Consider the following 22,066-nt stretch of genomic DNA (forward strand, 5'->3'; position numbering starts at 1 on the left):
GAAAAAATATTCCCTAAAGTTTATCAGAGTTGTGGCCGAACTTTTCTTAACAACTAATTAGCAATTAAAGCTAAAACGCATAACCTCAAAAGGTGTTTATTAAGCCTACCGGCGCCGATGACCTGCCGTGCGCAACTGCCGGGTTTAATAAATCAATCATCAACAATAAAACGTGTCGCTTCGAAATCGGCTCAGTTGTTATTTTGAGGAGTAAGACCATGAAAGAACTTATTAACGACGTGATTTCTATTTTCACACCGCAAAATGTTAAACCAGTATTAGTCCGTGCTGACCTCACTCATCGCGAACTCTCATCCATTCACCCAGTCGGCTTCACTTCAGTGAGCTGGGCCACGTCGATGGAAGAGTTGACGGACGCGATAGTGAAAAAGACGCTAGCCGCTGGCGCTGTTGGTTATCACATTACGGATGTTGAATCCCATGAACCAGGCCATGATGGTCAGCATGTGATGGCAGCGACTGCCACGCTGTACCACATTAACAGCAAAGTGGCATACGGCTGATGTTAACCTACGTATCCAAACCTAAATTAAGCCTGCCACTCCCGTGACAGGCTTTTTTCTGCAAAGTATTGCACCAAAAAATCAATAAAGACTTTTATGCGCGGCGATTCTGACGTCCGTTGCGTATACACCGCCCAGATATTCGCTTCCTGGTACCACTGCGGTAATACATGCACTAATTCCCCCCGCGCCAGATAGGGTTCGACATCCCATGCCGAGCGCAGAGCAATACCGTGCGACTTTAAGGCCCAATTAAGAATAACCTTGCCACTGTTCGATGAATAATGACTATTCAGACGACACAATATCTTTTGTTCCCCGTCAGTCAGCGGCCAATTGCCAAAGGTACTGTGCTTTTCATTAATGATAAGACAGCTGTGATGAATTAAATCATCCAATGAATTGAGTGGCACTGATTGGGATAAATAGTCAGGAGATGCGCAGAGAATTCGCCGATTGGCGGCCAGTTTGCGTGCAATATAGGCGTGATTGAGGTCGTCACCAACCTGAATATCCACGTCGGTCCCCGACTGCATTAAATCAACTTCCCGGTCGCTGAGGATCAGCTTGATATTTAATGACGGGTGCTGAGAGATAAAGGCGGAGATGGCGTCAGAGAGATAATCCTGCCCAAAACCCATCGAGCAGCCTACTGTCATATCGCCGGTCAGTTCCCCACGCCACTGCCGAAAATTGCTGAGAAAGGCATCCATTTCCTGAAGCACCTTCTGTGCCCCCTCCAACGCCTTCTCACCTTCAGGTGTCAGTCGCATCACCCGGTTGGTTCTGAAAAACAGTCGGGTATCCAGCTGCTTCTCCAAAATCGCAATGCGTTTACTGATATAGGAAGGAGACTGGCCAAGTTCCACTGCGGCGCGCCCAAAACCGTCGTGGCGCGCCACACTGATGAAAACATAGAGATCTTCGATAGCAGGCCAGCCCTGCAAGGGTTTCTGGACGTTTTTTCCGGCAAGCTCTTGCTTCATGGCATCACACTGTTAACGGGCATCGGAGGGTTATAGCACAGAATCGAGGAAGCCTTGTAGCTGCGCCAGAAACACCTCTGGGATCTCTTCCTGCGGGGAGTGCCCACAAGGCAGTGCGGCACCCTCCACGTCAACGGCTTTATCCTGCCAGGTCGAAACGACATCGTATAATTGACCCACTGTGCCCTTCTCGCCCCAAAGCAACTGCAGTGGGCAAGCAATACGTTTCTTGCTGTCCTGCGCATCATGTTCTAAATCGATGGTCGCAGCAGCGCGATAGTCTTCACACACCGCATGAATCATCTCAGGTTGCTGATAACAGCGCAGATAATCGTTAAACACCGCTTCTGATGTGGCACCCGGTGTTTTCAACTGTCCGTCGATATGTTTTCTCAGGAAAAATGCCGGATCCTGGCCGATCATGGTCTCCGGCAGCGGATACGGTTGGATCAAAAAGAACCACCAGAAATAGCGTGTGGCAAAGGCTTTATCCGTCTTCGCATACATTGTCGCTGTGGGTGCAATATCGACAAAAGTACAACACGTGACCTTTTCAGGATGGTCGAGCGCCAGGCGGTGTCCAACCCGAGCGCCGCGATCGTGCCCAACGAAAGCCACATGATCCAATCCCAACGCATCGATCAGCAGGCTGATGTCATCCGCCATGCTGCGTTTCGCGTAGGTAAGATGTTGTTCATCGCTGGCCGGCTTGTCACTGTCGCCGTATCCGCGTAAATCCGGCAGTATGACCTGGTATTTTTTCGCCAACTGCGGTGCCACTTTACGCCATGCCAAATGGTTTTGTGGATGCCCATGCAACATCAGTAACGGCGAGCCTTCGCCGCCTGTGGCAACACGCAGTGTCACACCATTAGCGAGTTTTACATCCTTTAAAGCAAAACCTTCGATAAACGGTGATGCGCCTCGATCCGTGATTTCACTCATCTTGTTGTCCTTTTACCCGCTGCAGCCACGGACGTTGGGCAAAATGCTGTTTTTCGAACTGCGCAATGTCAGGCTCGTACTGCAATGTCCAGTCAACTGCACTGCCTCCACCCAACAACATCTCGCGTTTTAACGCGCTGACCTCAAAGTGCAGTGTTTGATTATTGAAGCAGAGAGTCTGATGTTCCAGCGATATCGTGATTTCATTATGTGCGGCATCGAGAGTTGCTTCGCTCAGTTGTTGATACGCTTCTTCGCTGAGTGTCAGTGTCAGCACACCATTACGTTGGCAGTTGTCGTCGAAGATACCCGCAAAGCTCGTGCCAATAAGGGCACGAATCCCCAGTTGATTCAGTCCCCACACGGCGTGTTCACGGCTGGAGCCACAGCCAAAGTTGGCACCTACCAGAAGAAATGCAGCCTGCTCCCAACCGGGTTGATTCAGGATGAAATCAGGATTTGGTGAGCCGTCAGCCAGGAAGCGCAGGTCGAAGAATACCCCCCGATCAAGCCCCTGGCGATCAATGCCCTTGAGGAATTGCTTGGGCATGATGACATCTGTGTCGATATTGGCGGCGGGTAAAGGTGCGATTTTGCCGGTGATACTGTGAAATGCTTCCATTTTAACCCTCTACTGTCATCAAACTGCGAACATCGACCAGATGGCCGGCTAATGCAGCTGCGGCCACCATCGCTGGGCTCATCAAATGCGTGCGAGCACCCGCCCCTTGTCGGCCGGGAAAGTTGCGATTGGTGCCAGAGGCACAGCGGTCGCCGGGTGTCAGGACATCTTCATTCATTGCAAGGCACATTGAGCACCCTGACTGCCGCCACTCAAATCCGGCATCGATGAAGATGCGGGCTAACCCTTCAGCTTCCGCTTGCTGACGGACTTGAGTCGAACCCGGCACAATGATTCCGCGCACGTGGCGGGCAATTTTACGTTCACCAATCACCGCAGCGGCAGCACGGAGGTCTTCAATTCGGCCATTGGTGCAGGAACCGATAAACGCATGGGTAATGGCGATACTTTCCAGCGGCGTGCCGGGCTCCAGACCCATATATTTCAGCGCAGTTTTCAGCGCCTGCTGTTTGATTAAATCTTTTTCCAGTGCGGGATCCGGTACTCGCCCGCTGATTGCACTGGTTTGGTCCGGGCTAATGCCCCAAGTGACTTTCGGTTCGAGATTGCTGCAATCCAGTGTCAACGCGCGGTCAAATTTCGCCTCTTCATCGCTTCGCAGCGTAAGCCACTCACTTTTTGCTTGCTGCCACAGATCGCCAGTTGGCATTTGTGGTTTGCCCTCAATATAGGCAAACACCTTTTCATCCGGCGCGATAATCGCTCCACGTGCGCCTGCTTCAACGGCCATATTACACAGGGTCATGCGACCTTCCATGCTCAGTGCATCAATGGTTGCTCCGCAGAATTCGATGGCATACCCGGTCGCACCTGAGGCACCAATACGTTCAATCAGCGCCAGAATGATGTCCTTGGCGGAACAACCATAAGGCAGCTCGCCTTCGACCTTCACTTGCATGGTTTTTAATCGGCGATAAATCAGGGTTTGTGTCGCCAGCAAGTGTTCAATTTCGGACGTACCGATACCGAAACCCAGTGCGCCAAATGCACCGTAGGTGGTGGTGTGGCTGTCACCGGCAGCAATCACCATGCCGGGCATCACCAATCCTTGTTCATGTGCGACCACATGTTCAATTCCCTGGCGTGGGTCCATCACATCAAACAGTTCGATACCAAAATGGGCGGCGTTCTGACGGAAATAGTCGACTTGCAACTGTCCACCGGCATCAGTCATGGCTTCATCACGTTCCGGTCTGGTCGGATTCACATGATCCACGTTGAGCAAGATGGTGGCGGGATGGCGAACAGGGCGTTGATGTTCACGCAGGCCACTGAATGCCTGCGGGCTGGTGTATTCATTCAGGATAGACCGATCAATATAGAGCAACACATGCCCTTCATCGTCTAACTTACGTACGACATGCTGATCGATCAGTTTTTCATACAGTGTTTTGTTAGCCATGCGATTGCCCACATAAAGTATTAACAAGTCATTAGAGACATTAGGGTAATACAGATGCGGGCGAGTTAATGAACACGATACGTGATGCAATGATCTATGAAATGTAACTTACGGGCGACTAACCAGCCGCCCCTGAGTTAATGGGAAGAAATCAGACGTTCAAAACGATAAGGCATGGGATCGATGAGTGGTGGATGCCCAGTCACCAAATCGGCCGCTAACTGCCCTGCAGCCGGTGATGTCCCAAAACCGTGGCCTGAAAAACCAGTGGCCAGCGTCAATCCTGGCATTGACGCCACAGGACCAATTACCGGGTTCGAATCTGGCGTCACATCAATGACGCCCGCCCATGACTCAGCCATGACGGCTTGTTTAAACACCGGCCAGGCGGCAATGAGATTTCGCATCGCTTCCCCGTTCAATGCCGGATTAGCTAGCGGATCCAGTGTACGGACTTTCTCAAAAGGTGTGCGTCGATCGTTGCGCCAGCGACGTGCCATCGCCAGATCCTTGAGGAAATATTTGCCCAGTGAAATTCGCAAGTTGTCGCGGGCATGGCGTAATTGAGGCATATAGCGCGTCCCAATTAATAAATGGTCAAGCGTCAAGGGGGCATCCAGCGCACCGCGTTGCGTGATGATGAAACCGCCATCCTGATGCTGACGGAATGAAAAATCTGGCGCACCCACCGCGATGTTGGCGGGTCCTTGCAGCGGTTTGGTACGCATGACCGAGCAAATCAGTGGCAAGGCTGGCAAATTAATGCCGAGATTGCCGAGGAAGCGACGTGACCAGGCACCGGCAGCGAGTAACACCTGATCGCAACGAATCTCACCGCGCTCCGTTACCACGCCACTGACCTTGCCGTTGCTGGTGGCTAAACCACGCACAGCACAGTGCTCAATGATAATCGCGCCCTTTGCCATGGCTGCTTTAGCAATGGCGCTGGCTGCGAGCGTGGGTTCTGCACGTCCATCAGAGGCGGTAAAAATACCGCCCGCCCATTTTTCCGCGCCACCGGGCACGCGCATCGCAATCTCGCTATTGCTGAGCAGTCGGGTGTCCAGTCCAGCGGCGTTCACGCCCTTTAGCCAGTTTTCATGCATTGCCATCTGCTTTTCATTGCGCGCAATAAACATGATGCCGGCCTGACGGTAGCCCACATCGCTTCCCACACGCGTAGCCATCTGCGCCCATAAACGGTCAGCGGCCTGGGCCAGAGGGATATCCTCCAGCGCACGGCTGGTTTTACGGATCCAGCCCAGATTGCGTGATGACTGCTCACCCGCGATACGCCCTTTTTCCAGCACCACCACCGGAATGTTGCGCTCCGCGAGCGTCAGCGCGGCCGTTAACCCTACAATGCCACCGCCAATGATCACCACAGTGCTGGTGTCCGGCATTATTGGTGAGGTGACCACGGGCGTAATAACAGGTGCCATAGCGTATCTCCCGCCCTTACAGGGCCACGGTAATATCCTGAACCTCGGCTTTACCTGCGCCGCGGTATGCTGTGACTTCCAGTTCGACTTTGTAGACGGTCGAGCCCAGCGGAGGACAGGTCACGGTTGACGCCGGGTTAATACCGCGGAACTTTTCGCCAATGATCGCCATCACGGTTGGAACATCATCCGGGTTCTGAATAAAGACGCGCGAACACACCACATCTTGCAGTGAAGCATCAATTGCCGCTAAGGCCGCTTCGATATTGGCAAATACCTGCAATGTTTGCTCGCGCAGGTCTTCAGGAATTTGTTTGGTCTGCGGGTTACGACCGGCGGTATTGGAAACATAAATCCAGTTATCCACGGCCACGATGCGCGAATAGCTCGCCTGCTCTTCAAATTTCGAACCGGTTGTGACTTTAATAATGTTGGTCATGATGTTTCCCCGTTATTCAGTGGATTAGCTTAAAACCGGTGATTCCCACAGGTTGAGTTTGACGCCAATGCCTTTTTCCAGTGCATTGCGATACAGCACCGTGCCCCAGGCCACATCTTCTACCGGCATGCCACCAACAGACATGATGATGATCTCGCTATCGTTTTGGCGGCCAGGCGCCTCGCCGGCGACAATTTTGCCAATATCCTCCAGTTGCTCCGCCTGCAGTTGTCCTTCAGCGACCATATCCATAAAGCGCACACCGATAATCGGCACGCAGCGATGCGCAGGCTTGGGAACTTCATCAAACCATGCATGATAGAGTCCGGTGTTATCCAGCACTTTGCGCACATCCGGCTGCTCCATGCCTTCATCGATATTGCACAGCGCAGGCATGGCGAGGAATGCGCCAGCTTTCACCCATTCACGTTTCACCAGCGGATAAGTGGAGGGATCACCAACTTCACCTGAGCTGCAATAAGTGACAATGTCACTTCCGCGAACTACTGCTTCCAGCGAATCGACAATCTCTACCTGCTTAATTTGTGGATAGGTCTCCTGCACCCAGGTGATGAAGTTATCGAGGCTGCGCTGGCCGCGCCCTTTCACTTTGATGGTGTCGATGTGTGGGCAAACAGCAATAAATGCCGCTACCGCGGTTTTTCCCATCACGCCCGGTCCTAGCAAACCGATTACTCGGGAATCCTTACGTGCCAGGTGACGTGCACCGACGCCTGGCACCGCGCCTGTACGGTATGCCGACAGCAAATTGGCTGACATATGCGCCAGCGGCGCGCCGGTATCGGCATCATTGAGGGTAAACATCAGAATTGAGCGTGGCAGGCCTTTCTCGCGGTTGGCGATGTTAGATCCATACCACTTCACGCCAGCCGTGCCGAAATTGCCGCCAAGATAAGCGGGCATCGCCATCATGCGGCGGTCGGCTGTGGGTTTCGGCATCGCTGGAAACGGTGAGTTTTCCGGGAATGTCACCATTGCGCCGTGTGAGTCATTGTTGGAACCGGCCATACGATAATCACCGTGATATAACAGGCCAAACATCTCTTCCATGGTATCGACACAGGCGGCCATATCGGTCACACCGGCACGAATCATGTCTTGCTCCGACAGGTATATAAAATCAATCCGGGTTGAATCACTCATAAGTCGCCTCTTCAATCAGTCTTTTGGTCTATTTCCCGCCGTGGCGAGCATTGCCATCATTAGCGATTTCACGGGCTAAACCGTCTTAGGTGTCGATGGTCTTCGCTGCGTGAAATAGAAATAGCGCGTCAGTTGTCGAGCTGTATTGAATATTTGCGACATGGCGGCATTCGTGCGTGGCACAGCCCTTGCATCACTCAGAGGGTATTTAGCCCGCAGCGGAGCTCGCCATGACACAATTGCCTTTCTATCGCCACAGTGGATTCCAACCCGAGCAGCCGTGGTTTGTGCTGAACGCCGCGCAGCATTATTCGCTGATTGCTTCAGACAATCCGGCTATTTCCCATTTCTACAGTTTTGATGTGGCGCAGAGTGCCAGCATGACGCTGGCGATACCGGATGGTTGCGTGGATATCGTATTTGATTGCGATGCACAGCGTCCTGCTGCTCGTGTCTGTGGCACCACGCTGGAAGCGCGCGGTGCAGATATGCAACATAATCATCACTATTTTGGTGTGCGCTTCGCGCCAGGCATCATTCCTGATTTCCTGGATGTGATGGCAGAAGAGATTCCCGATCGCGAGTTCAATTTCCTTGATGTGGTACCGGATGCACGGCTGGCCTTTGAGCAGATCGTTCAGACACGCGATTTTTCGCGGCAGATTGCTTTATTCAACGCCTTTTTCACACCACGGTTGGTGCGCAAAGCATCAGCCGTAACATCATTGATTATCCAGACGATGCGTCAGCAGAAAGGCAATATCCGCATTGACCAACTGGAAGCATTGACCGGTTACACCTGCCGCACTATTCAGCGTCAGTTTCGCCAGGATACAGGGATGTCTCCCAAGGCTTTCAGTCGCATTTTGCGTTGCCAGTCGGCGCTGGGCAGCATTCACTTGCAGCAGGAAGTGTCCTTTAGCGATCTGGCCTTTGATCTTGGATTTAGCGATCAGTCGCACTTCCTGCGCGAATTTAAAAAGTTTGTCAGCACTACGCCCTGTGATTATCAGCGGCGTATTTTGCATGATGCTTATTTCCATCGTTTGCGTTTCCACTGAGCACTAAAAGGGTGCAGCGTTGCACTGTGAGGCTGTCCGATTTTTTCTATCCGCCACAAGCTCAGCTGAGAAATGATGCCGCTATGTTACCTGCCTCAGGCGGCACAGACTGCCTGAGAACTTTATCTTAGTGGTTGAGGGCTTTGGCGATGAATACGGATTCCGGCTTACGCAAAAATACGTTGGGTTTGTTTTCTTTGGTCTTTTTTGTCGTCGCGGCAGCCTCGCCGCTGACAGGTGTGGTGGGCGGCTTGCCGGTGGCGATTATTTCCGGCAACGGCGGTGGCATTCCGGTGTTTTATATTCTCTCGTGTATTATTTTGATGTTATTTGCCGTGGGCTTTATTGCCATGAGCCGTCATGTGAATAATGCGGGGGCCTTTTATACCTATATCTCTAAAGGGATGGGCGAAAACACGGGCGCTTCCGCATCAGTATTAGCGTTGATGGCTTATATCTCCATCCAGATTGCCATCGTGGCGATGCTGGGATTCTTTACGCAATTGTTTATTGAAGAACACTTTTCAGCCCATATTCCCTGGTGGGCATTGAGCATGCTATTTGTGCTGGTGTGTTGGGTATTGAGCATTAAACGTGTCGAAGTGGGTGGAAAGTTACTTGGACTATTAATGCTGGCGGAAGTGGCCATTGTGTTGCTCACCGACGTAATGCTGCTGATCAAAAAAGTGGGGCCATATAATTTCCAATCTTTTGAACCCTCATTATTTATGCAAGGCAACCTGGGTATCGCGTTTATTTTCACCATCGCGGCCTTTATCGGTTTTGAATCCACCGCCATTTATGCGGAAGAGTGCCGTGACCCACATAAAACCGTGCCACGTGCCACGGTATGTGCCTTGTTACTGATCACGGCATTTTTCTGTTTTACCAGTTGGTCTCTGGTGCAGGCATACGGTTTTGATCAAATTGTCGCAATTGCCAGCAAAGATCCGGGTAATTTCGTGTTTAACATTACACGGCAATATGTTGGAGAGTGGGCCGTAGAAACCATGTCGGTACTGCTTATCACCAGCTTATTTGCGGCAGCGCTAGCGTTTCATAACAATATTTCACGTTATTTGTTCAGTATTAGCCGCGATGGTTTGATCTGGAAAGAGTTATGTAAAACCCATCCCACCAACGGCACGCCGCACAACGCCAGCCACGTTCACAGCGTGATCATGCTGATGCTACTGGCAGGTATGGGCAGCGCGGGTCTGGACCCGATGGTGCACATCTTTGCCATTGGTTCTGCCGTCGCCACACTGTGTATTCTCATTTTACAACTCGGCGTCTCCGCTGCCGTGGTGCTGTTCTTTCGTCGGATAGACCATGATGAAAATCAATTCACTGTGTTCTGGGCACCGTTGCTATCAATGGTGTGCATGAGCGTGACGATTATTTTGGTCGTCAACAATCTGCAATCCTTAAGCGGTAGTGATTCCAGCGTGGTGAAGATGATTCCGTGGTTCATAGCTGGCTGCGCAGTGCTGGGATACGGGATGTCGCTAAAACGCCGTGTTAAAGTTCGCGCGCAGTAGTTGGCGTGGTGCGCAGAAATGCGCACCTACTTTGGAAGTCATTATTTAACCCACTGTCATCGTGTTTTATTTGACCTAAGTCGCGATGCTCGTTATAAAGAATAACCGCGCAGTAGCAACGGATATATCGCCCTACCTTTCGCATTGATTGCTTAAATTCCCACCTCAATGGTTTTATGTAAGTTAAGTAATTAACACCAATACTTTATTAACTAAAAACAAGTTAATCTTTTCGTAACAATCTTTTAATTTGCAAACCGAAAATTTAACGTTCACCTGCAAAGTACAAAGATCAGGATCAGAATGACTCACTCTAAAAAAATCGTGTCTGCCCTTTCACTGGCAGCGCTGCTTGTTTCTTCAGTGGTCCACGCTGAAAACGCACCAGAAAAAACCGATGTCCTGTTGATTGGCGGCGGCGTCATGAGCGCCTCACTGGGGACCTGGCTACAGGAACTGCAACCAGGCTGGAAGCAGCTGATGGTTGAGCGTCTGGATGGCGTAGCGCTGGAATCCTCTAACGGCTGGAACAACGCAGGCACGGGCCACTCGGCGAACATGGAGCTGAACTACACGCCAGAGCGTGCAGACGGTTCAATTGACGTGAGCAAGGCGCTGGAAATCAACGAAGCCTTCATGATTTCCCGCCAGTTCTGGACCTCTCAGGTTCAGCGTGGTGTGATGCATGATCCGCGTTCATTTATCAACTCTACGCCGCATATGAGCTTTGTTTGGGGCGATCAAAACGTTGAGTATCTGACCAAACGTTACGATGCACTGCAAAAAACCACCCTGTTCCAGGGCATGAAGTTCTCAACCGATCACAAGCAAATTGAGCAGTGGGCTCCGCTGGTGATGGAAGGTCGCGATCCTAATCAGAAAGTGGCGGCCACCTGGACGCCAGTGGGTACTGACGTTAACTACGGTGAAATCACCCGCCAGTTGATTGGCAGCCTGAAGAAAGATCAGAATTTCAAATTAGAAACCTCTTCAGAAGTCACCGATTTCAAACGCAACAGCGATAACTCATGGCACGTCACTATCAAAGATGTGAAGAGCGGCGAGAACCGTTCGGTTGACGCGAAATACGTGTTTATCGGTGCAGGCGGCGCAGCCATCAAACTGCTGCAGAAAACCGGTATTCCTGAAGCGGATAACTACGGCGGCTTCCCGGTAGGGGGTTCGTTCCTGATGACCGAGAATCCAGAAGTGACCAGCCGTCACCTGGAAAAAGTGTACGGCCAGGCTTCAGTCGGTGCGCCACCGATGTCTGTTCCACACATCGATGCCCGGAACCTGGACGGTAAACGCGTGGTGCTGTTCGGACCGTTCGCGACCTTCTCTACCAAGTATCTGAAAAACGGCTCATTGTTCGATCTGTTAAGTGCCACGACCACCAGCAATATCATGCCGATGACTCACGTTGGTATTGATAACTTTGACCTGGTGAAATACCTGATTGGTCAGGTAATGCTGAACGACGACGATCGTTTTGCCGCGCTGAAAGAGTACTATCCGAACGCACGCAAAGAAGACTGGAAACTGATCCAGGCGGGTCAACGCGTACAGATCATCAAGAAGGATGCGGATAAAGGCGGCGTGCTGAAGCTGGGTACCGAAATCGTGACCGATCAGCAGAAAACCGTTGCTGCCCTGTTGGGTGCATCACCAGGTGCCTCAACTGCTGCGCCAATCACCCTGGACGTGATGAAGAAATTGTTCCCGGAGCAGTTCGCTTCTCCTGAATGGCAAGAGAAGATCCGCGGTATCATTCCAAGCTTCGGTCAGAAACTGAACGGCAATACCGCACTGACTCAGCAGGTCTGGGACAACACCGCAGCCACGTTGCAGTTGACCAAACCACCGGTCATCAACATGGGTGACCAGTCAGTTGCCCCTACGCAGGCTAAGCCGCGCGCAGAATCCGCTAAGCAGGATATGGCGCTGTAATTTTCCCTCGCACTAATGAAGAAAGCCGGACAATGTCCGGCTTTTTTATGCCTCGTAGAAGGTCAAATAGCAGAGCAGACACTCAACCTTCCGCGTGCTAAAATTGGTTATCATTGAATGAGGCAAAGACATGACTAAATCTGCATCATTAAGTGTTGCTCATCAGGTACGTGAACTGGCTAAAGTTCACCACGTAACGGCTGACCGTGACGGTATGAGTCGCATGGCTGTTGCCATTACTCGCCTCGCCGACGACATCGTAGAACTGGATGCCATCGAACAACTTCTGGTTAATCTCAAGAAAAAAGGCATTTTAACCAAGGCAGAAACGCTTGAGATGCAAGGCGACTATCTGCGTGAGAAAAGACAAATCAAACAGAATTTTTCTGCATGATTTTTGATCCTTTTGGTGATTTTGAAACAGCGGGTTATTTACAGAATGCCTTGCGTTTAAAAGATCCCGATGAGGTTAAAGCCTCTGAGCATTTCTCATTCGAACTCAGTCTGGAAGACGCGCTAATTTTTCTCTCAGCACAAAACACTTAAATTATTTTTCCGTGCTTAAAGTTCACGAAATTCTGTTCGGCGATTTCTACCACTGGGCGGGAAAAGACCGAAACGAGTTAGTCCCTCACCTATCGATATTCAAAGGCGCGCGTGAAGACGAACACTTTACCGTGTTTGAATATCCACATCTTATTCAGCTTGCTGTGGAGTATGCGTTAAAGCTTGCCAGCGACAGGGATAAATTTCGTAAAAAGCCAGGAGAAGTGATGGGACAGTTGGCTTTTGCTCACCCTTTCCTGGATGGTAACGGTCGCACTATTTTGCTTATTTTCATGGAATTAAGCTTCCGTGCAGGTTTTTCTGTCGACTGGTCTAAAACAAATAAAGATGATTACCTTCGCACATTGAGCAGAGAGATTCGTGAACCTGGAAAAGGACATCTGGACCGTTATCTTCAACCGTTCATTATTGAGATTCATAGCAGAGAAGAATGGCCATTAACCATCGGTAGTATCAAAGGTTTGGATGGGCTGGATAAAGGACAAATGAATTATAGCGACATTAACGATCCGCTAGTTACCAAACACTATAAAAGCTATCAATCACAACATTTAGATAATAAAACTTAATGGCTGTTATTCATCCCCCAAACCAGTGCCTGCCTTGCATGGGCAATCCGCGGTTGACGCAGCGCGCTGGGGAGCCAGATAAGGTGATAGCGAATCTCCGTGTCTCCTACTGGCGCATCCAGCACCACTAAGTCTCCTTGCGCAATTTGCGTCTGACATAAAAATGCCGGCATCACCGACCAGCCAAATCCCCCGCAGAGTAAACTTCGCAAGCCACGTAAATCCTGCCCAACCACCGCAGGTAACAGCGTCTGGTATTTAATGCGGTTCTTATCCAACCAGTGATCAATCAGTGACAGTTTTAAATCATAAGCCAGCAGCGGTTCTTTAATTAAATCCGAGGAAAAATCTGCGCTGTTATTTAAGCGAGCCGCCACGGCAGGTGCAGCCACTGCGACTACGCGGTCCTGAAAAATCACTTCGCCCTTTAAACGTGGATCGGTCACCGGATGCGCCGTAATGCCGAGATCACAATGCCCCTCAATCACCATCTGTGCGACTAACGGACCATCACCGCTGTGCATATGCACGCGAATACCGCTTTTAAGCAGAGGCAGCAATTCAGCCGATAATTTCTCCGCCATAAAATCTGCATGTCCAATGATCTGCAAGGTCCCACTCACATCCATCGATCGGGCTCGTGCCGATGACAGAGCGGACTCTGCGGTATCCAGTGAATTGCCAATATCAGCCGCCAAATCGTCGGCAGCAGCCGTTGGCATCACACCATGGGCCTGACGTTCAAACAGCGGCCGACCCACTGCGACTTCCAGTCCACTAATGTGTTGCGAAACCGCTGGCTGCGTCAGATTCAATGCGCGCGCCGCGCCGGAAATCGACCGCTGTCGATACACTTCCATAAACGTTCGTAAGCGAACCAGTGACATAGTGACCCATAAAATATTTTATACCCCTACCAAAATAGCCTTGTTAGCCGTCAAACACCAGCGCGAGTAAGCTGCCTGCATCTTGAAACGCACGGGAAAAATCATGTCACTTCAACAAGAATTACTGCATGTACTGCAAACCATGAAACAGGCTCACCTGCAAACAGTACCGGCAAACGCCGCACTTCGCCGCGACCGCTTAATGCGCAGCGTGGCGTTAATTCGCGACAATCATGCCGCACTCACTGCGGCTATCAGCGCCGATTTCGGTCATCGCAGTGCCTATCAAACCCAGGCAGCCGACCTGATGACCACCATCAATATGCTGCAGCACTCCGCTGAGCATCTGGCGCAGTGGATGCAGCCGGAGGTCGCCGAAGTCCCGGTTGCGGGTATGCAGGCGCGCATCGAACCGCAACCCTTAGGCGTAGTCGGCATTATCAGCCCGTGGAATTTTCCCATTAACCTGGCATTTGGCCCACTGGCCGGTGTGTTTGCCGCAGGCAACACGGCGATGTTGAAACCCTCGGAGCTGACACCTCACACCTCCGCATTATTAGCGGAATTAGTACCGCGTTATTTCGCCGCTGATGAGCTCAGCGTGGTTCTGGGTGACGCCAGCGTGGGACAAGCCTTTAGCGCCCTGCCATTCGACCATCTGGTGTTCACCGGCAGCACCGCGGTCGGCAAGCATGTGATGCGTGCAGCGGCGGAAAATCTGGTGCCCGTCACGCTGGAGCTGGGTGGAAAATCGCCGGTGGTGATCGATGCGGATGCGGATGTGGCGATAGCCGCCGCCAGAACCCTGACCATTAAAACCTTTAACGCCGGACAAATTTGTATCTCACCGGATTACCTGTTGCTTCCGCATGGGGCTGAAGCAGCATTCATCACCGCGTCGCGGCAGTTCATGCAGCAGGCTTTCCCAGCGTTGCAAAACAACGAAGATTACACCGCGATTATCAGCGATCGTCATTACCAACGGCTGGTCGATCTAATCGAAGATGCACATAGCAAAGGGGCGCGCATTGTCAGCCTGGCCCCTGTCGGCGAGCCCGACTTTGATGCGCAAAGCCGCAAAATCGCGCCGCATTTGATCCTCGATGTCACCGAGGAGATGGCGGTCATGCAGGAAGAGATTTTTGGCCCGTTGCTGCCCATTAAAAGCTACAGCGGAGAGGTGAAGGAAGCGATTCGCTATATCAATGCACATCCGCGACCACTGGCCGCCTACTACTTTGGCCACAACGAACAGCGCCAACAGTTAATGGCGCAGCACACGACATCTGGCGCACTGGTGATAAATGATGTCATGACCCATGCTTCTCTCGACAGCCTGCCATTTGGCGGCGTGGGCGCATCCGGGATTGGCGCGTATCACGGGATTCATGGATTCCGTCGCTTTAGCCATGCTAAGCCGATTGTGATCCAGGATGAGGCCGGCACCACGAGTTTACGGCTGCGCGCCCCCTATCAGGACAACAGCGCAGCATTGACTGCATTACTGAATAACCAACATTAATCGAGGACAGAATATGAAAATTTTGATGGTTTTGACATCCCATGACGAACTGGGCAACACCGGCAAAAAGACCGGCTTCTGGCTGGAAGAGTTCGCCGCGCCCTACTTCGTGTTTAAAGATGCGGGCGCCGAAGTGGTGTTGGCTTCCCCGGCGGGTGGACAACCGCCGCTGGATCCAAAAAGTGATTTACCTGAATTTCAGACCGCAATGACCGCACGTTTCAAATCTGATGTCGCGGCACAACAGGCACTCGCCAATACCGTGAAGCTGGCAGGCATCGATCAGCAGGATTTCGATACCGTCTTTTATCCTGGCGGCCACGGTCCACTGTGGGATCTCGCGGAGTCAGCAGACTCCATCCAGTTGATTGAATCTTTTGATCGTGCGAATAAGCCGATAGGTTTTGTCTGCCATGCGCCTGGCGCGTTGCGTCATGTGAAAGCCGCCAGCGGTGCCCCGCTCATTCAGGGTAAGCAGGTCACCGGCTTTACGAATAGTGAAGAAGCGGCCGTTGAACTCACCGATGTGGTGCCTTTCCTGATTGAGGATGAGTTCATCAAACTGGGTGCGCATTATCAAAAGGGCGCTGACTGGGCACCGTTTGTCGTAGAAGACGGTCATCTGATCACCGGGCAAAATCCGGCCAGCTCAGAAGATGTGGCGAAAGCGCTACTGCTGCAACTGGCATCGCAGCAGCCTTAATCGCATTGAAGCACATCACTGCTCGGGCGGTGATGTGCTTTTGTCTTGTTAACCATTCCATTAATGAAACTTTCTCATAGGTGTTAGTAGACTGACGCACCTAATCAATCCCGCTCGCCTTTGTTAAGCTAGGCTCCAACCCGTTTCCAATACTGTGTTCAAGCCCTGGCACTGCACCTTCCTTTCTCTCATAAAAGACATTATGGATATCAAAACTGCAACGCATCCTCCGGATATGAAAACCGGTATCGCCTTTATTATTATTCTCAGTGCGCTGATGGCATTTACTTCACTCTCTACCGATATCTATCTTCCGGCCATGCCTGCGATGTCAGCCGCGTTACACGGTGATTCGGAACTGACGGTCACTGGATTTCTGATTGGCTTTGCTATCGCGCAGTTAATCTGGGGCCCGATTAGCGATCAACTCGGACGCAAAACACCGCTGTACATCGGCATGATTATCTTTGCTATCGGTTCAGCGGGATGCGCACTCTCCACCGATATGTCTCAAATCGTCTTCTGGCGCGTCATTCAGGCGGCTGGCGCCTGCACCGGCCCCATGCTGGCACGTGCAATGATTCGCGATCTGTTTACCCGCACACGTGCCGCGCAGATGCTATCGACGTTGATCATTGTCATGGCTATCGCCCCAATCGCGGGCCCCTTAATGGGTGGGCAAATCATTCGATACTCGCAATGGCCGGTGATTTTCTGGTTTCTGGCGGTGGTCGGCGCATTGATGTTCATTTCACTGCTCTGGCTTCCTGAAACACTGCCCGCGGAAAAACGGGTAAAGGCGTCACCTCGGCAAATAGTGCGTAATTATCGCACGCTGCTGCAGAATAAAACCTTTATGCGCTTTACCCTGTGTGTCACTTTTTATTACGTTGCCGCTTACGCCTTTATTGTCGGATCGCCTGCGGTGTATATCAGCTATTTCGGTATCGATCCGCAACATTATGGCTGGCTGTTCGCCATTAATATCCTGGGTCTGGTGACGGTCAGCACCCTCAATAAACGTTTAGTACAAAAGGCCAGGCTGGAGACGCTGCTGAAATCTGCCTCTTTTATCGCCGCACTGATGACATTCGTGATGTGTTTTGTACTGGAAACGCATCCAGCAGCATTGGCGGGATTGGTTATCTGTATTTTTATCTTCTTCTCGATGAACGGAATTATTGCAGCCTCAGCCACTGCTGCCGCGCTGGATGCCGTGCCGAATGCCACCGGTTCAGCATCGGCGCTGATAGGTTCTCTGCAATACGGCAGTGGCATTGTTTCCTCACTGCTGCTGGCAGGGCTTAACAATGGCACGCCCTGGATTATGGTGAGCATTATGACGGTATTCACCCTGCTCAGTTTTCTTAGCACGCTTGGCGGAGGAAAAGCCCAGCCTAAAATGGCAGAAATTTAACGCTGAAGTGAAATGTTAAATATAACATTAAACATTTGGTGCGGTGAGTCCAGCATGCAATTGCTTAATCTAAAATAGTCGGTAACGTCGGGGCTTCATCTGCTAATAAAAATAAGCGAGCTTAATTAATGAGCAACATCCAGTCTTCATTCCTTTCTTACACCGTGGACAACGATACATTTGAAGGTTACTTAGTTTACCAGGCTGATAATAACCTCGCTCAACCAGGCATTGTGATTGCGCCCAACTGGATGGGTGCCACCGCGGATGCTGCTGAACAAGCTAAAACCATTGCTGCCCACGGCTATGTGGTGCTGGTGGCTGACCTGTACGGTCAGGGTCAACGCCCCACTAACGGCGAAGAAGCGGGTGCGATGATGATGGCAGTGAAAGACACTCCCGCCGAAGTGGCGCGCATGCAGGCCGCTCTCAGCGCATTGCGCACGCAAACGACGGCTCCCGTGAACGCGGATAAGGTGGCGGCTATCGGTTTCTGCTTCGGCGGCCACTGTGCGCTGGAGCTGGCACGCAGCGGCGCGGATATCAAAGCGGCCGCCTCTTTCCATGGCACACTGGATACCCAAGGCGCTTATGACAGTCATATTATTCAGGCTTCACTGCTGGTACTGGACGGCGCGGCCGATCCCCTGGTGCCGCGTGAGCAATTAGCTGCCTTCGCGAATGAGATGAATAGCAAGGGCGTTGACTGGCAGCTGGTGAGCTTTGCGGGTGCGGTGCATTCATTTACCGATCCGAATGCCGACAATGCTGGCGTGTCGCAGTATCACCCGGAAGTGACGCAGCGTGCCTTCAAACGCCTGTATCAATTGCTGGATGAAGTGTTTTAATAATGCGACGGGAGGCTGACTAGCCTCCCGCTATTTCCCTGTCTTTCAGCGCACGCGCAAAATCCCGCTATCAATGCCCGCTACACCGGTTTTGCCGCAAAACGCCATCGACAGATCAAACTCGTTACGGATGATGCTGAGCGCTGTGGTCACCCCTTCTTCACCCATCGCCCCCAAACCGTACAGCATACTGCGTCCGATATAGGTGCCCCTGGCACCCAACGCTACTGCCTTTAATACATCCTGGCCGGAGCGAATGCCGCCATCAAAATGCACTTCAATCCGATCGCCGACCGCCGCCACAATTTCCGGCAGCAATGTAATTGACGAAGACACGCCGTCCAGTTGACGCCCGCCATGGTTGGAAACAATCAACGCATCGGCCCCCGCTTCAACGGCCCGTTGCGCATCGGCCACATCCATGATGCCCTTCACAATCAGCTTGCCGCCCCAATGCCGCTTTATCCATTCGATATCTTGCCAGGAGAGCCGTGGGTCATACTGTTGTGCCGTCCACTCAACCATCGAGTCAATATTGTCCACACCGCTCACATGCCCGATGATATTGCCAAAATTACGATGCTTCGTATTCAGCATCTGCCAGCACCAGCGCGGTTTACTGGCAATATTCAGCACATTGCGCAGCGTCATTTTCGGCGGCGTGGAGAGGCCATTCTTGATGTCTTTATGGCGCTGGCCAAAGACCTGTAAATCCATGGTGACGACCAACGCGTTGCAGTTGGCCGCTTTAGCGCGATCGATCAGGTTTGCCACGAACTGTCGGTCACGCAATACATATAGCTGGAACCAAAATGGGTGTCCCTCTGTGGCCTGTGACACGGCTTCCAGCGAACAGATACTCATGGAAGAGAGCGTAAAAGGAATCCCGAATTTTTTCGCTGCGCGTGCCGCATGAATTTCGCCATCGGGATGGATCATGCCGGTCAGCCCGGTGGGGGCGATCGCCACCGGCATAGCGACCTCTTGCCCGATCATTCGGCCCATAGTACTGCGTTCAGCAATATCCACCGCGACACGTTGACGAAATTCGATGCGACGTAAATCAGATTCGTTGGCACGATAGCTGTATTCCGTCCAGGAACCTGCATCGACATAGTCATAAAACATCTTCGGCACACGTTTTTTCGCCAGCTGCCGTAATTCTTCAATACAGGTAATCGTCATTTTCCACCTGATAAAAAAAGCGGCCAAATAAAATAACATTTAGCCGCCTGCGATCACGCAAATACACACACAGATAACTTACGACTTCTCGTAGTCGGTATAGGCATTCTGTAGCACGATATGATCGGCAATATATTTTGCATCATGCCACACACCGTAAATAAAGGATGAGGCGCGATTCACCAGATTTGGCAAGCCAAGGAAGTAAATGCCACGCTCTGCAGAAATACCACGCTTATGGAAAGGCACACCTTTCTCATCAAATGCGTCGGCCTGCAACCAGCTAAAATCAAATTTAAACCCTGTCGCCCAGATAATAGAGGTGATGCCGGCCTCAGCCAGGTTTAATTGCGTTAAAGGATTTATCAGGCAGTCTGGGTCGGACAATAACTCCCAGGCTTGAGGCTCCAGCGGTAAATCCAGACCGTTACGCTCAATATAAGCATCGGCATCACGCAGCACGTCGAAATACGCTTTATCACCTTCAGCAATATTCTCTGCCAGACCATCCGCAAAGCTCAATACCCCGTTATTCCATTGCTGCGTAATCCCGACCAGGGTAATGCCCATATGCGCAAGACGACGGAAATCAACGGTTTTACCGCCTTCATAGCCGCTCACGGCAAAGGCAACATGCTCTTTTTTCGGCTTGATTTTCACTTCATCCCACAAGCCCAATGCGCCCAGCCACCAGCAATAATCGCGGTCACGATAAGAGCGCGGTGGCCGGTAGTGCTCGCCGACCGACAGATAGACTTTACGGCCTGTTTTACCCAGCTCTTCAGCAATTTGTGAGCCTGATGCGCCGGCACCCACCACCAGCACCCCGCCTTCTGGCAGCTGTTGCGGGTTCTTATAAGATGAGGAGTGAATCTGATGCAGATGGGTACTTTCCGGTACGATCTGCGGGAAGGAAGGCTTCTGGAAGGGCCCGGTTGCCGCCACCACATTATCCGCTTCAAATTCCCCCATCGAGGTCAGCACTTTAAAACCGCTGCGTCCCGTCAGACGTTCAACCTGATGCACTTCAACGCCCGTGTGAACCGGCGCATTCAGCATTTTGGCATAATCTTCGAAATATTGAGCCATGCGTTCTTTAGGCGGAAATGCTTCCTGAGAAATATTATCGAATTTCATTGAAGGAAAGCGATCGTGCCAGGCGGGACCATTAGCAACCAGTGAGTCCCAGCGCTCTGAACGCCAGCGCTCTGCAATACGATGACGTTCAAATACAATATGCGGGACACCCATCAATGAAAGATGTTCACTCATAGCAATGCCCGCCTGACCAGCACCGACGATTACGGTATTAATTTTTTCTACTGACATGTGAAATCCCTAAATAGATTTGAACGCGATGGGTTATTTATCATCGTAATCATTGTTCGTGTTAATACTAAGCAAGCTTTTTTAATTCAGCGCTTCGGTAAAACCTAAGCGTCTGGTGAATAGTTAATGACGGGCTTCAACGTTTAATATCTTTCCGAGCCCCAGGAACTTATTCGCGATGATCAGCATGGCAGCCGTTACCGCAATATAAATCACTGACAACGCGGCGAGCGTTGGGTCGGCAAATTCACGCACATAGTTGTACATGGCGACCGGCAAAGTTTGTGTGGCCTGGGTGGTAATAAATAGCGATGCAGTAAATTCATTAAAGGAGAGAATTGCAGCAAACATCCAGCCACCAAATAGGCCGGGTAAAATTAACGGCACCGTAATGGTCCACACGACCCGCAGCGGTGAGGCGCCGAGACTGGCTGCTGCCATCTCAATACGCTGTTCGAGGTTTTTCAGCGAAACGTAGACGCTGCGTAATACAAACGGCAACACCAGCACGATGTGGCAGAAAATGACCAGTGGGTATCCACGCCCAATCCCCAGCTGTGACACCAACATCAGCAGCCCTAAACCAATGGTGAAATGCGGGATAAACAGTGGCGATAACAGAATACCTTCCAGCACTCGCTTACACGGGAAGGCGTAACGCTCAATGGCAATCGCTAGCGTCGCACCAATGATCACAGCCAGCGAGGATGCCCAGGCAGTGACAATCAGCCCGGAATAGAAACCGTGACGAAAATCATCGTAATTCACCGCACGCTCAAACCAGCGCAGCGACCAGCCTTTCGGTGGGAAGAACAATACCGCAGTGCTGCTGAATGAGGAGATAAACACCACGATGGTGGGCAGCATGACAAAAATCAGGATGGCGGCAACCAGCAAACGTCCGGCCAGCGTCACCAGTTTATCGTTCATCGAACGGGTCAT

22 protein-coding genes are annotated in these 22,066 nt (G+C 51.5%); 11 read left to right on the plus strand and 11 right to left on the minus strand.

The window, feature by feature from the left end; genetic code table 11:
* Positions 1-218 precede the first annotated feature (218 nt).
* Positions 219-524: a DUF1471 domain-containing protein gene (locus VI01_RS13425; protein ID WP_045815559.1), complete on the plus strand. Its 306-nt coding sequence runs from the start codon at positions 219-221 to the stop codon at positions 522-524.
* 26 nt (positions 525-550) lie between these two features.
* Here VI01_RS13425 and VI01_RS13430 read toward each other — a convergent pair whose 3' ends face one another.
* The 7 genes from VI01_RS13430 to VI01_RS13460 form a co-directional block, all read right to left on the minus strand.
* Positions 551-1,510 (minus strand): LysR family transcriptional regulator, encoded by a 960-nt coding sequence (locus VI01_RS13430; protein ID WP_045815560.1) that lies wholly within the window; start codon positions 1,508-1,510, stop codon positions 551-553.
* 30 nt (positions 1,511-1,540) lie between these two features.
* Positions 1,541-2,455: an alpha/beta fold hydrolase gene (locus VI01_RS13435; RefSeq protein ID WP_045815561.1), complete on the minus strand. Its 915-nt coding sequence runs from the start codon at positions 2,453-2,455 to the stop codon at positions 1,541-1,543.
* A complete protein-coding gene (gene leuD / locus VI01_RS13440) occupies positions 2,448-3,077 on the minus strand; it encodes a 3-isopropylmalate dehydratase small subunit (RefSeq protein ID WP_045815562.1) in 630 nt (209 codons plus the stop codon). Before leuD ends, VI01_RS13435 begins: the two co-directional genes overlap by 8 nt.
* A 1-nt stretch (position 3,078) precedes the next feature.
* A complete protein-coding gene (gene leuC / locus VI01_RS13445) occupies positions 3,079-4,500 on the minus strand; it encodes a 3-isopropylmalate dehydratase large subunit (RefSeq protein WP_045815563.1) in 1,422 nt (473 codons plus the stop codon).
* 137 nt (positions 4,501-4,637) lie between these two features.
* Positions 4,638-5,942: an FAD-binding oxidoreductase gene (locus VI01_RS13450; protein WP_045815564.1), complete on the minus strand. Its 1,305-nt coding sequence runs from the start codon at positions 5,940-5,942 to the stop codon at positions 4,638-4,640.
* 16 nt (positions 5,943-5,958) lie between these two features.
* Entirely contained in the window at positions 5,959-6,381 is a 423-nt protein-coding gene (locus VI01_RS13455) for a RidA family protein (RefSeq protein ID WP_045815565.1), read from the minus strand.
* Between the two features lie 24 nt (positions 6,382-6,405).
* Positions 6,406-7,545: a tyramine oxidase subunit B gene (locus VI01_RS13460; protein WP_045815566.1), complete on the minus strand. Its 1,140-nt coding sequence runs from the start codon at positions 7,543-7,545 to the stop codon at positions 6,406-6,408.
* A 230-nt stretch (positions 7,546-7,775) separates the two neighbouring features.
* On the opposite strand from VI01_RS13460, the gene VI01_RS13465 reads away from it, so the two are divergent.
* From VI01_RS13465 to VI01_RS13485, 6 genes are all read left to right on the plus strand, one after another.
* Positions 7,776-8,606 carry a helix-turn-helix domain-containing protein gene (locus VI01_RS13465; RefSeq protein ID WP_045815567.1) on the plus strand — a complete coding sequence of 277 codons (831 nt, stop codon included), beginning with the start codon at positions 7,776-7,778 and terminating at the stop codon, positions 8,604-8,606.
* Between the two features lie 149 nt (positions 8,607-8,755).
* On the plus strand, positions 8,756-10,147 hold the full coding sequence (locus VI01_RS13470; RefSeq protein ID WP_045815568.1) for an APC family permease: 1,392 nt from the start codon (positions 8,756-8,758) through the stop codon (positions 10,145-10,147).
* 303 nt (positions 10,148-10,450) lie between these two features.
* Complete coding sequence (gene mqo, locus VI01_RS13475; RefSeq protein WP_045815569.1) at positions 10,451-12,097, plus strand: malate dehydrogenase (quinone); 1,647 nt, start codon at positions 10,451-10,453, stop codon at positions 12,095-12,097.
* Positions 12,098-12,227: 130 nt separating this feature from the next.
* Entirely contained in the window at positions 12,228-12,491 is a 264-nt protein-coding gene (locus tag VI01_RS13480) for a hypothetical protein (RefSeq protein ID WP_045815570.1), read from the plus strand.
* On the plus strand, positions 12,488-12,643 hold the full coding sequence (locus tag VI01_RS25950) for a hypothetical protein (RefSeq protein ID WP_369801877.1): 156 nt from the start codon (positions 12,488-12,490) through the stop codon (positions 12,641-12,643). Before VI01_RS13480 ends, VI01_RS25950 begins: the two co-directional genes overlap by 4 nt.
* A gap of 11 nt (positions 12,644-12,654) precedes the next feature.
* Positions 12,655-13,233, plus strand: a complete 579-nt coding sequence (locus VI01_RS13485) for a Fic family protein (protein WP_369801878.1) — start codon at positions 12,655-12,657, stop codon at positions 13,231-13,233.
* Here the strand turns inward: VI01_RS13485 and VI01_RS13490 are convergent.
* Entirely contained in the window at positions 13,230-14,120 is an 891-nt protein-coding gene (locus tag VI01_RS13490) for a LysR family transcriptional regulator (RefSeq protein WP_045815571.1), read from the minus strand. The genes VI01_RS13485 and VI01_RS13490 overlap by 4 nt on opposite strands.
* Positions 14,121-14,223: 103 nt before the next feature.
* On the opposite strand from VI01_RS13490, the gene VI01_RS13495 reads away from it, so the two are divergent.
* The 4 genes from VI01_RS13495 (at position 14,224) to VI01_RS13510 (ending at position 18,610) form a co-directional block, all read left to right on the plus strand.
* The gene (locus tag VI01_RS13495; protein WP_045815572.1) at positions 14,224-15,642 is read left to right on the plus strand and encodes a coniferyl aldehyde dehydrogenase; all 1,419 of its coding nucleotides are present in this window, start codon (positions 14,224-14,226) and stop codon (positions 15,640-15,642) included.
* A gap of 13 nt (positions 15,643-15,655) precedes the next feature.
* On the plus strand, positions 15,656-16,345 hold the full coding sequence (locus tag VI01_RS13500; protein WP_045815573.1) for a type 1 glutamine amidotransferase domain-containing protein: 690 nt from the start codon (positions 15,656-15,658) through the stop codon (positions 16,343-16,345).
* A 202-nt stretch (positions 16,346-16,547) separates the two neighbouring features.
* On the plus strand, positions 16,548-17,762 hold the full coding sequence (locus tag VI01_RS13505) for a multidrug effflux MFS transporter (RefSeq protein ID WP_045815574.1): 1,215 nt from the start codon (positions 16,548-16,550) through the stop codon (positions 17,760-17,762).
* Positions 17,763-17,890: 128 nt separating this feature from the next.
* Positions 17,891-18,610, plus strand: coding sequence for a dienelactone hydrolase family protein (locus VI01_RS13510; protein WP_045815575.1), 720 nt, complete (start codon positions 17,891-17,893; stop codon positions 18,608-18,610).
* A gap of 45 nt (positions 18,611-18,655) precedes the next feature.
* Here the strand turns inward: VI01_RS13510 and VI01_RS13515 are convergent, their stop codons facing one another.
* The 3 genes from VI01_RS13515 to VI01_RS13525 all read right to left on the minus strand — a co-directional run bounded on the left by VI01_RS13515 (position 18,656) and on the right by VI01_RS13525 (position 22,066).
* On the minus strand, positions 18,656-19,795 hold the full coding sequence (locus VI01_RS13515; protein WP_045815680.1) for an alpha-hydroxy acid oxidase: 1,140 nt from the start codon (positions 19,793-19,795) through the stop codon (positions 18,656-18,658).
* 78 nt (positions 19,796-19,873) lie between these two features.
* Positions 19,874-21,124, minus strand: coding sequence for an NAD(P)/FAD-dependent oxidoreductase (locus VI01_RS13520; protein ID WP_045815576.1), 1,251 nt, complete (start codon positions 21,122-21,124; stop codon positions 19,874-19,876).
* Between the two features lie 123 nt (positions 21,125-21,247).
* Positions 21,248-22,066 (minus strand): ABC transporter permease, encoded by an 819-nt coding sequence (locus VI01_RS13525; protein WP_045815577.1) that lies wholly within the window; start codon positions 22,064-22,066, stop codon positions 21,248-21,250.

This window comes from Pantoea sp. SM3 (assembly GCF_000963995.1).
Taxonomy (GTDB): domain Bacteria; phylum Pseudomonadota; class Gammaproteobacteria; order Enterobacterales; family Enterobacteriaceae; genus Pantoea; species Pantoea rwandensis_B.

Coding starts and splice junctions, on each gene's coding strand:
- VI01_RS13500 (WP_045815573.1), top strand. CDS start 15,656: ATGAAAATTTTGATGGTTTTGACATCCCATGACGAACTGGGCAACACC.
- VI01_RS13525 (WP_045815577.1), bottom strand. CDS start 22,066: ATGACCCGTTCGATGAACGATAAACTGGTGACGCTGGCCGGACGTTTG.
- VI01_RS13480 (WP_045815570.1), top strand. CDS start 12,228: ATGACTAAATCTGCATCATTAAGTGTTGCTCATCAGGTACGTGAACTG.
- leuD (WP_045815562.1), bottom strand. CDS start 3,077: ATGGAAGCATTTCACAGTATCACCGGCAAAATCGCACCTTTACCCGCC.
- leuC (WP_045815563.1), bottom strand. CDS start 4,500: ATGGCTAACAAAACACTGTATGAAAAACTGATCGATCAGCATGTCGTA.
- VI01_RS13505 (WP_045815574.1), top strand. CDS start 16,548: ATGGATATCAAAACTGCAACGCATCCTCCGGATATGAAAACCGGTATC.
- VI01_RS13450 (WP_045815564.1), bottom strand. CDS start 5,942: ATGGCACCTGTTATTACGCCCGTGGTCACCTCACCAATAATGCCGGAC.
- VI01_RS13435 (WP_045815561.1), bottom strand. CDS start 2,455: ATGAGTGAAATCACGGATCGAGGCGCATCACCGTTTATCGAAGGTTTT.
- VI01_RS13425 (WP_045815559.1), top strand. CDS start 219: ATGAAAGAACTTATTAACGACGTGATTTCTATTTTCACACCGCAAAAT.
- VI01_RS13455 (WP_045815565.1), bottom strand. CDS start 6,381: ATGACCAACATTATTAAAGTCACAACCGGTTCGAAATTTGAAGAGCAG.
- VI01_RS13430 (WP_045815560.1), bottom strand. CDS start 1,510: ATGAAGCAAGAGCTTGCCGGAAAAAACGTCCAGAAACCCTTGCAGGGC.
- VI01_RS13490 (WP_045815571.1), bottom strand. CDS start 14,120: ATGTCACTGGTTCGCTTACGAACGTTTATGGAAGTGTATCGACAGCGG.
- VI01_RS13495 (WP_045815572.1), top strand. CDS start 14,224: ATGTCACTTCAACAAGAATTACTGCATGTACTGCAAACCATGAAACAG.
- VI01_RS25950 (WP_369801877.1), top strand. CDS start 12,488: ATGATTTTTGATCCTTTTGGTGATTTTGAAACAGCGGGTTATTTACAG.
- VI01_RS13470 (WP_045815568.1), top strand. CDS start 8,756: ATGAATACGGATTCCGGCTTACGCAAAAATACGTTGGGTTTGTTTTCT.
- VI01_RS13465 (WP_045815567.1), top strand. CDS start 7,776: ATGACACAATTGCCTTTCTATCGCCACAGTGGATTCCAACCCGAGCAG.
- VI01_RS13515 (WP_045815680.1), bottom strand. CDS start 19,795: ATGACGATTACCTGTATTGAAGAATTACGGCAGCTGGCGAAAAAACGT.
- mqo (WP_045815569.1), top strand. CDS start 10,451: ATGACTCACTCTAAAAAAATCGTGTCTGCCCTTTCACTGGCAGCGCTG.
- VI01_RS13460 (WP_045815566.1), bottom strand. CDS start 7,545: ATGAGTGATTCAACCCGGATTGATTTTATATACCTGTCGGAGCAAGAC.
- VI01_RS13520 (WP_045815576.1), bottom strand. CDS start 21,124: ATGTCAGTAGAAAAAATTAATACCGTAATCGTCGGTGCTGGTCAGGCG.
- VI01_RS13510 (WP_045815575.1), top strand. CDS start 17,891: ATGAGCAACATCCAGTCTTCATTCCTTTCTTACACCGTGGACAACGAT.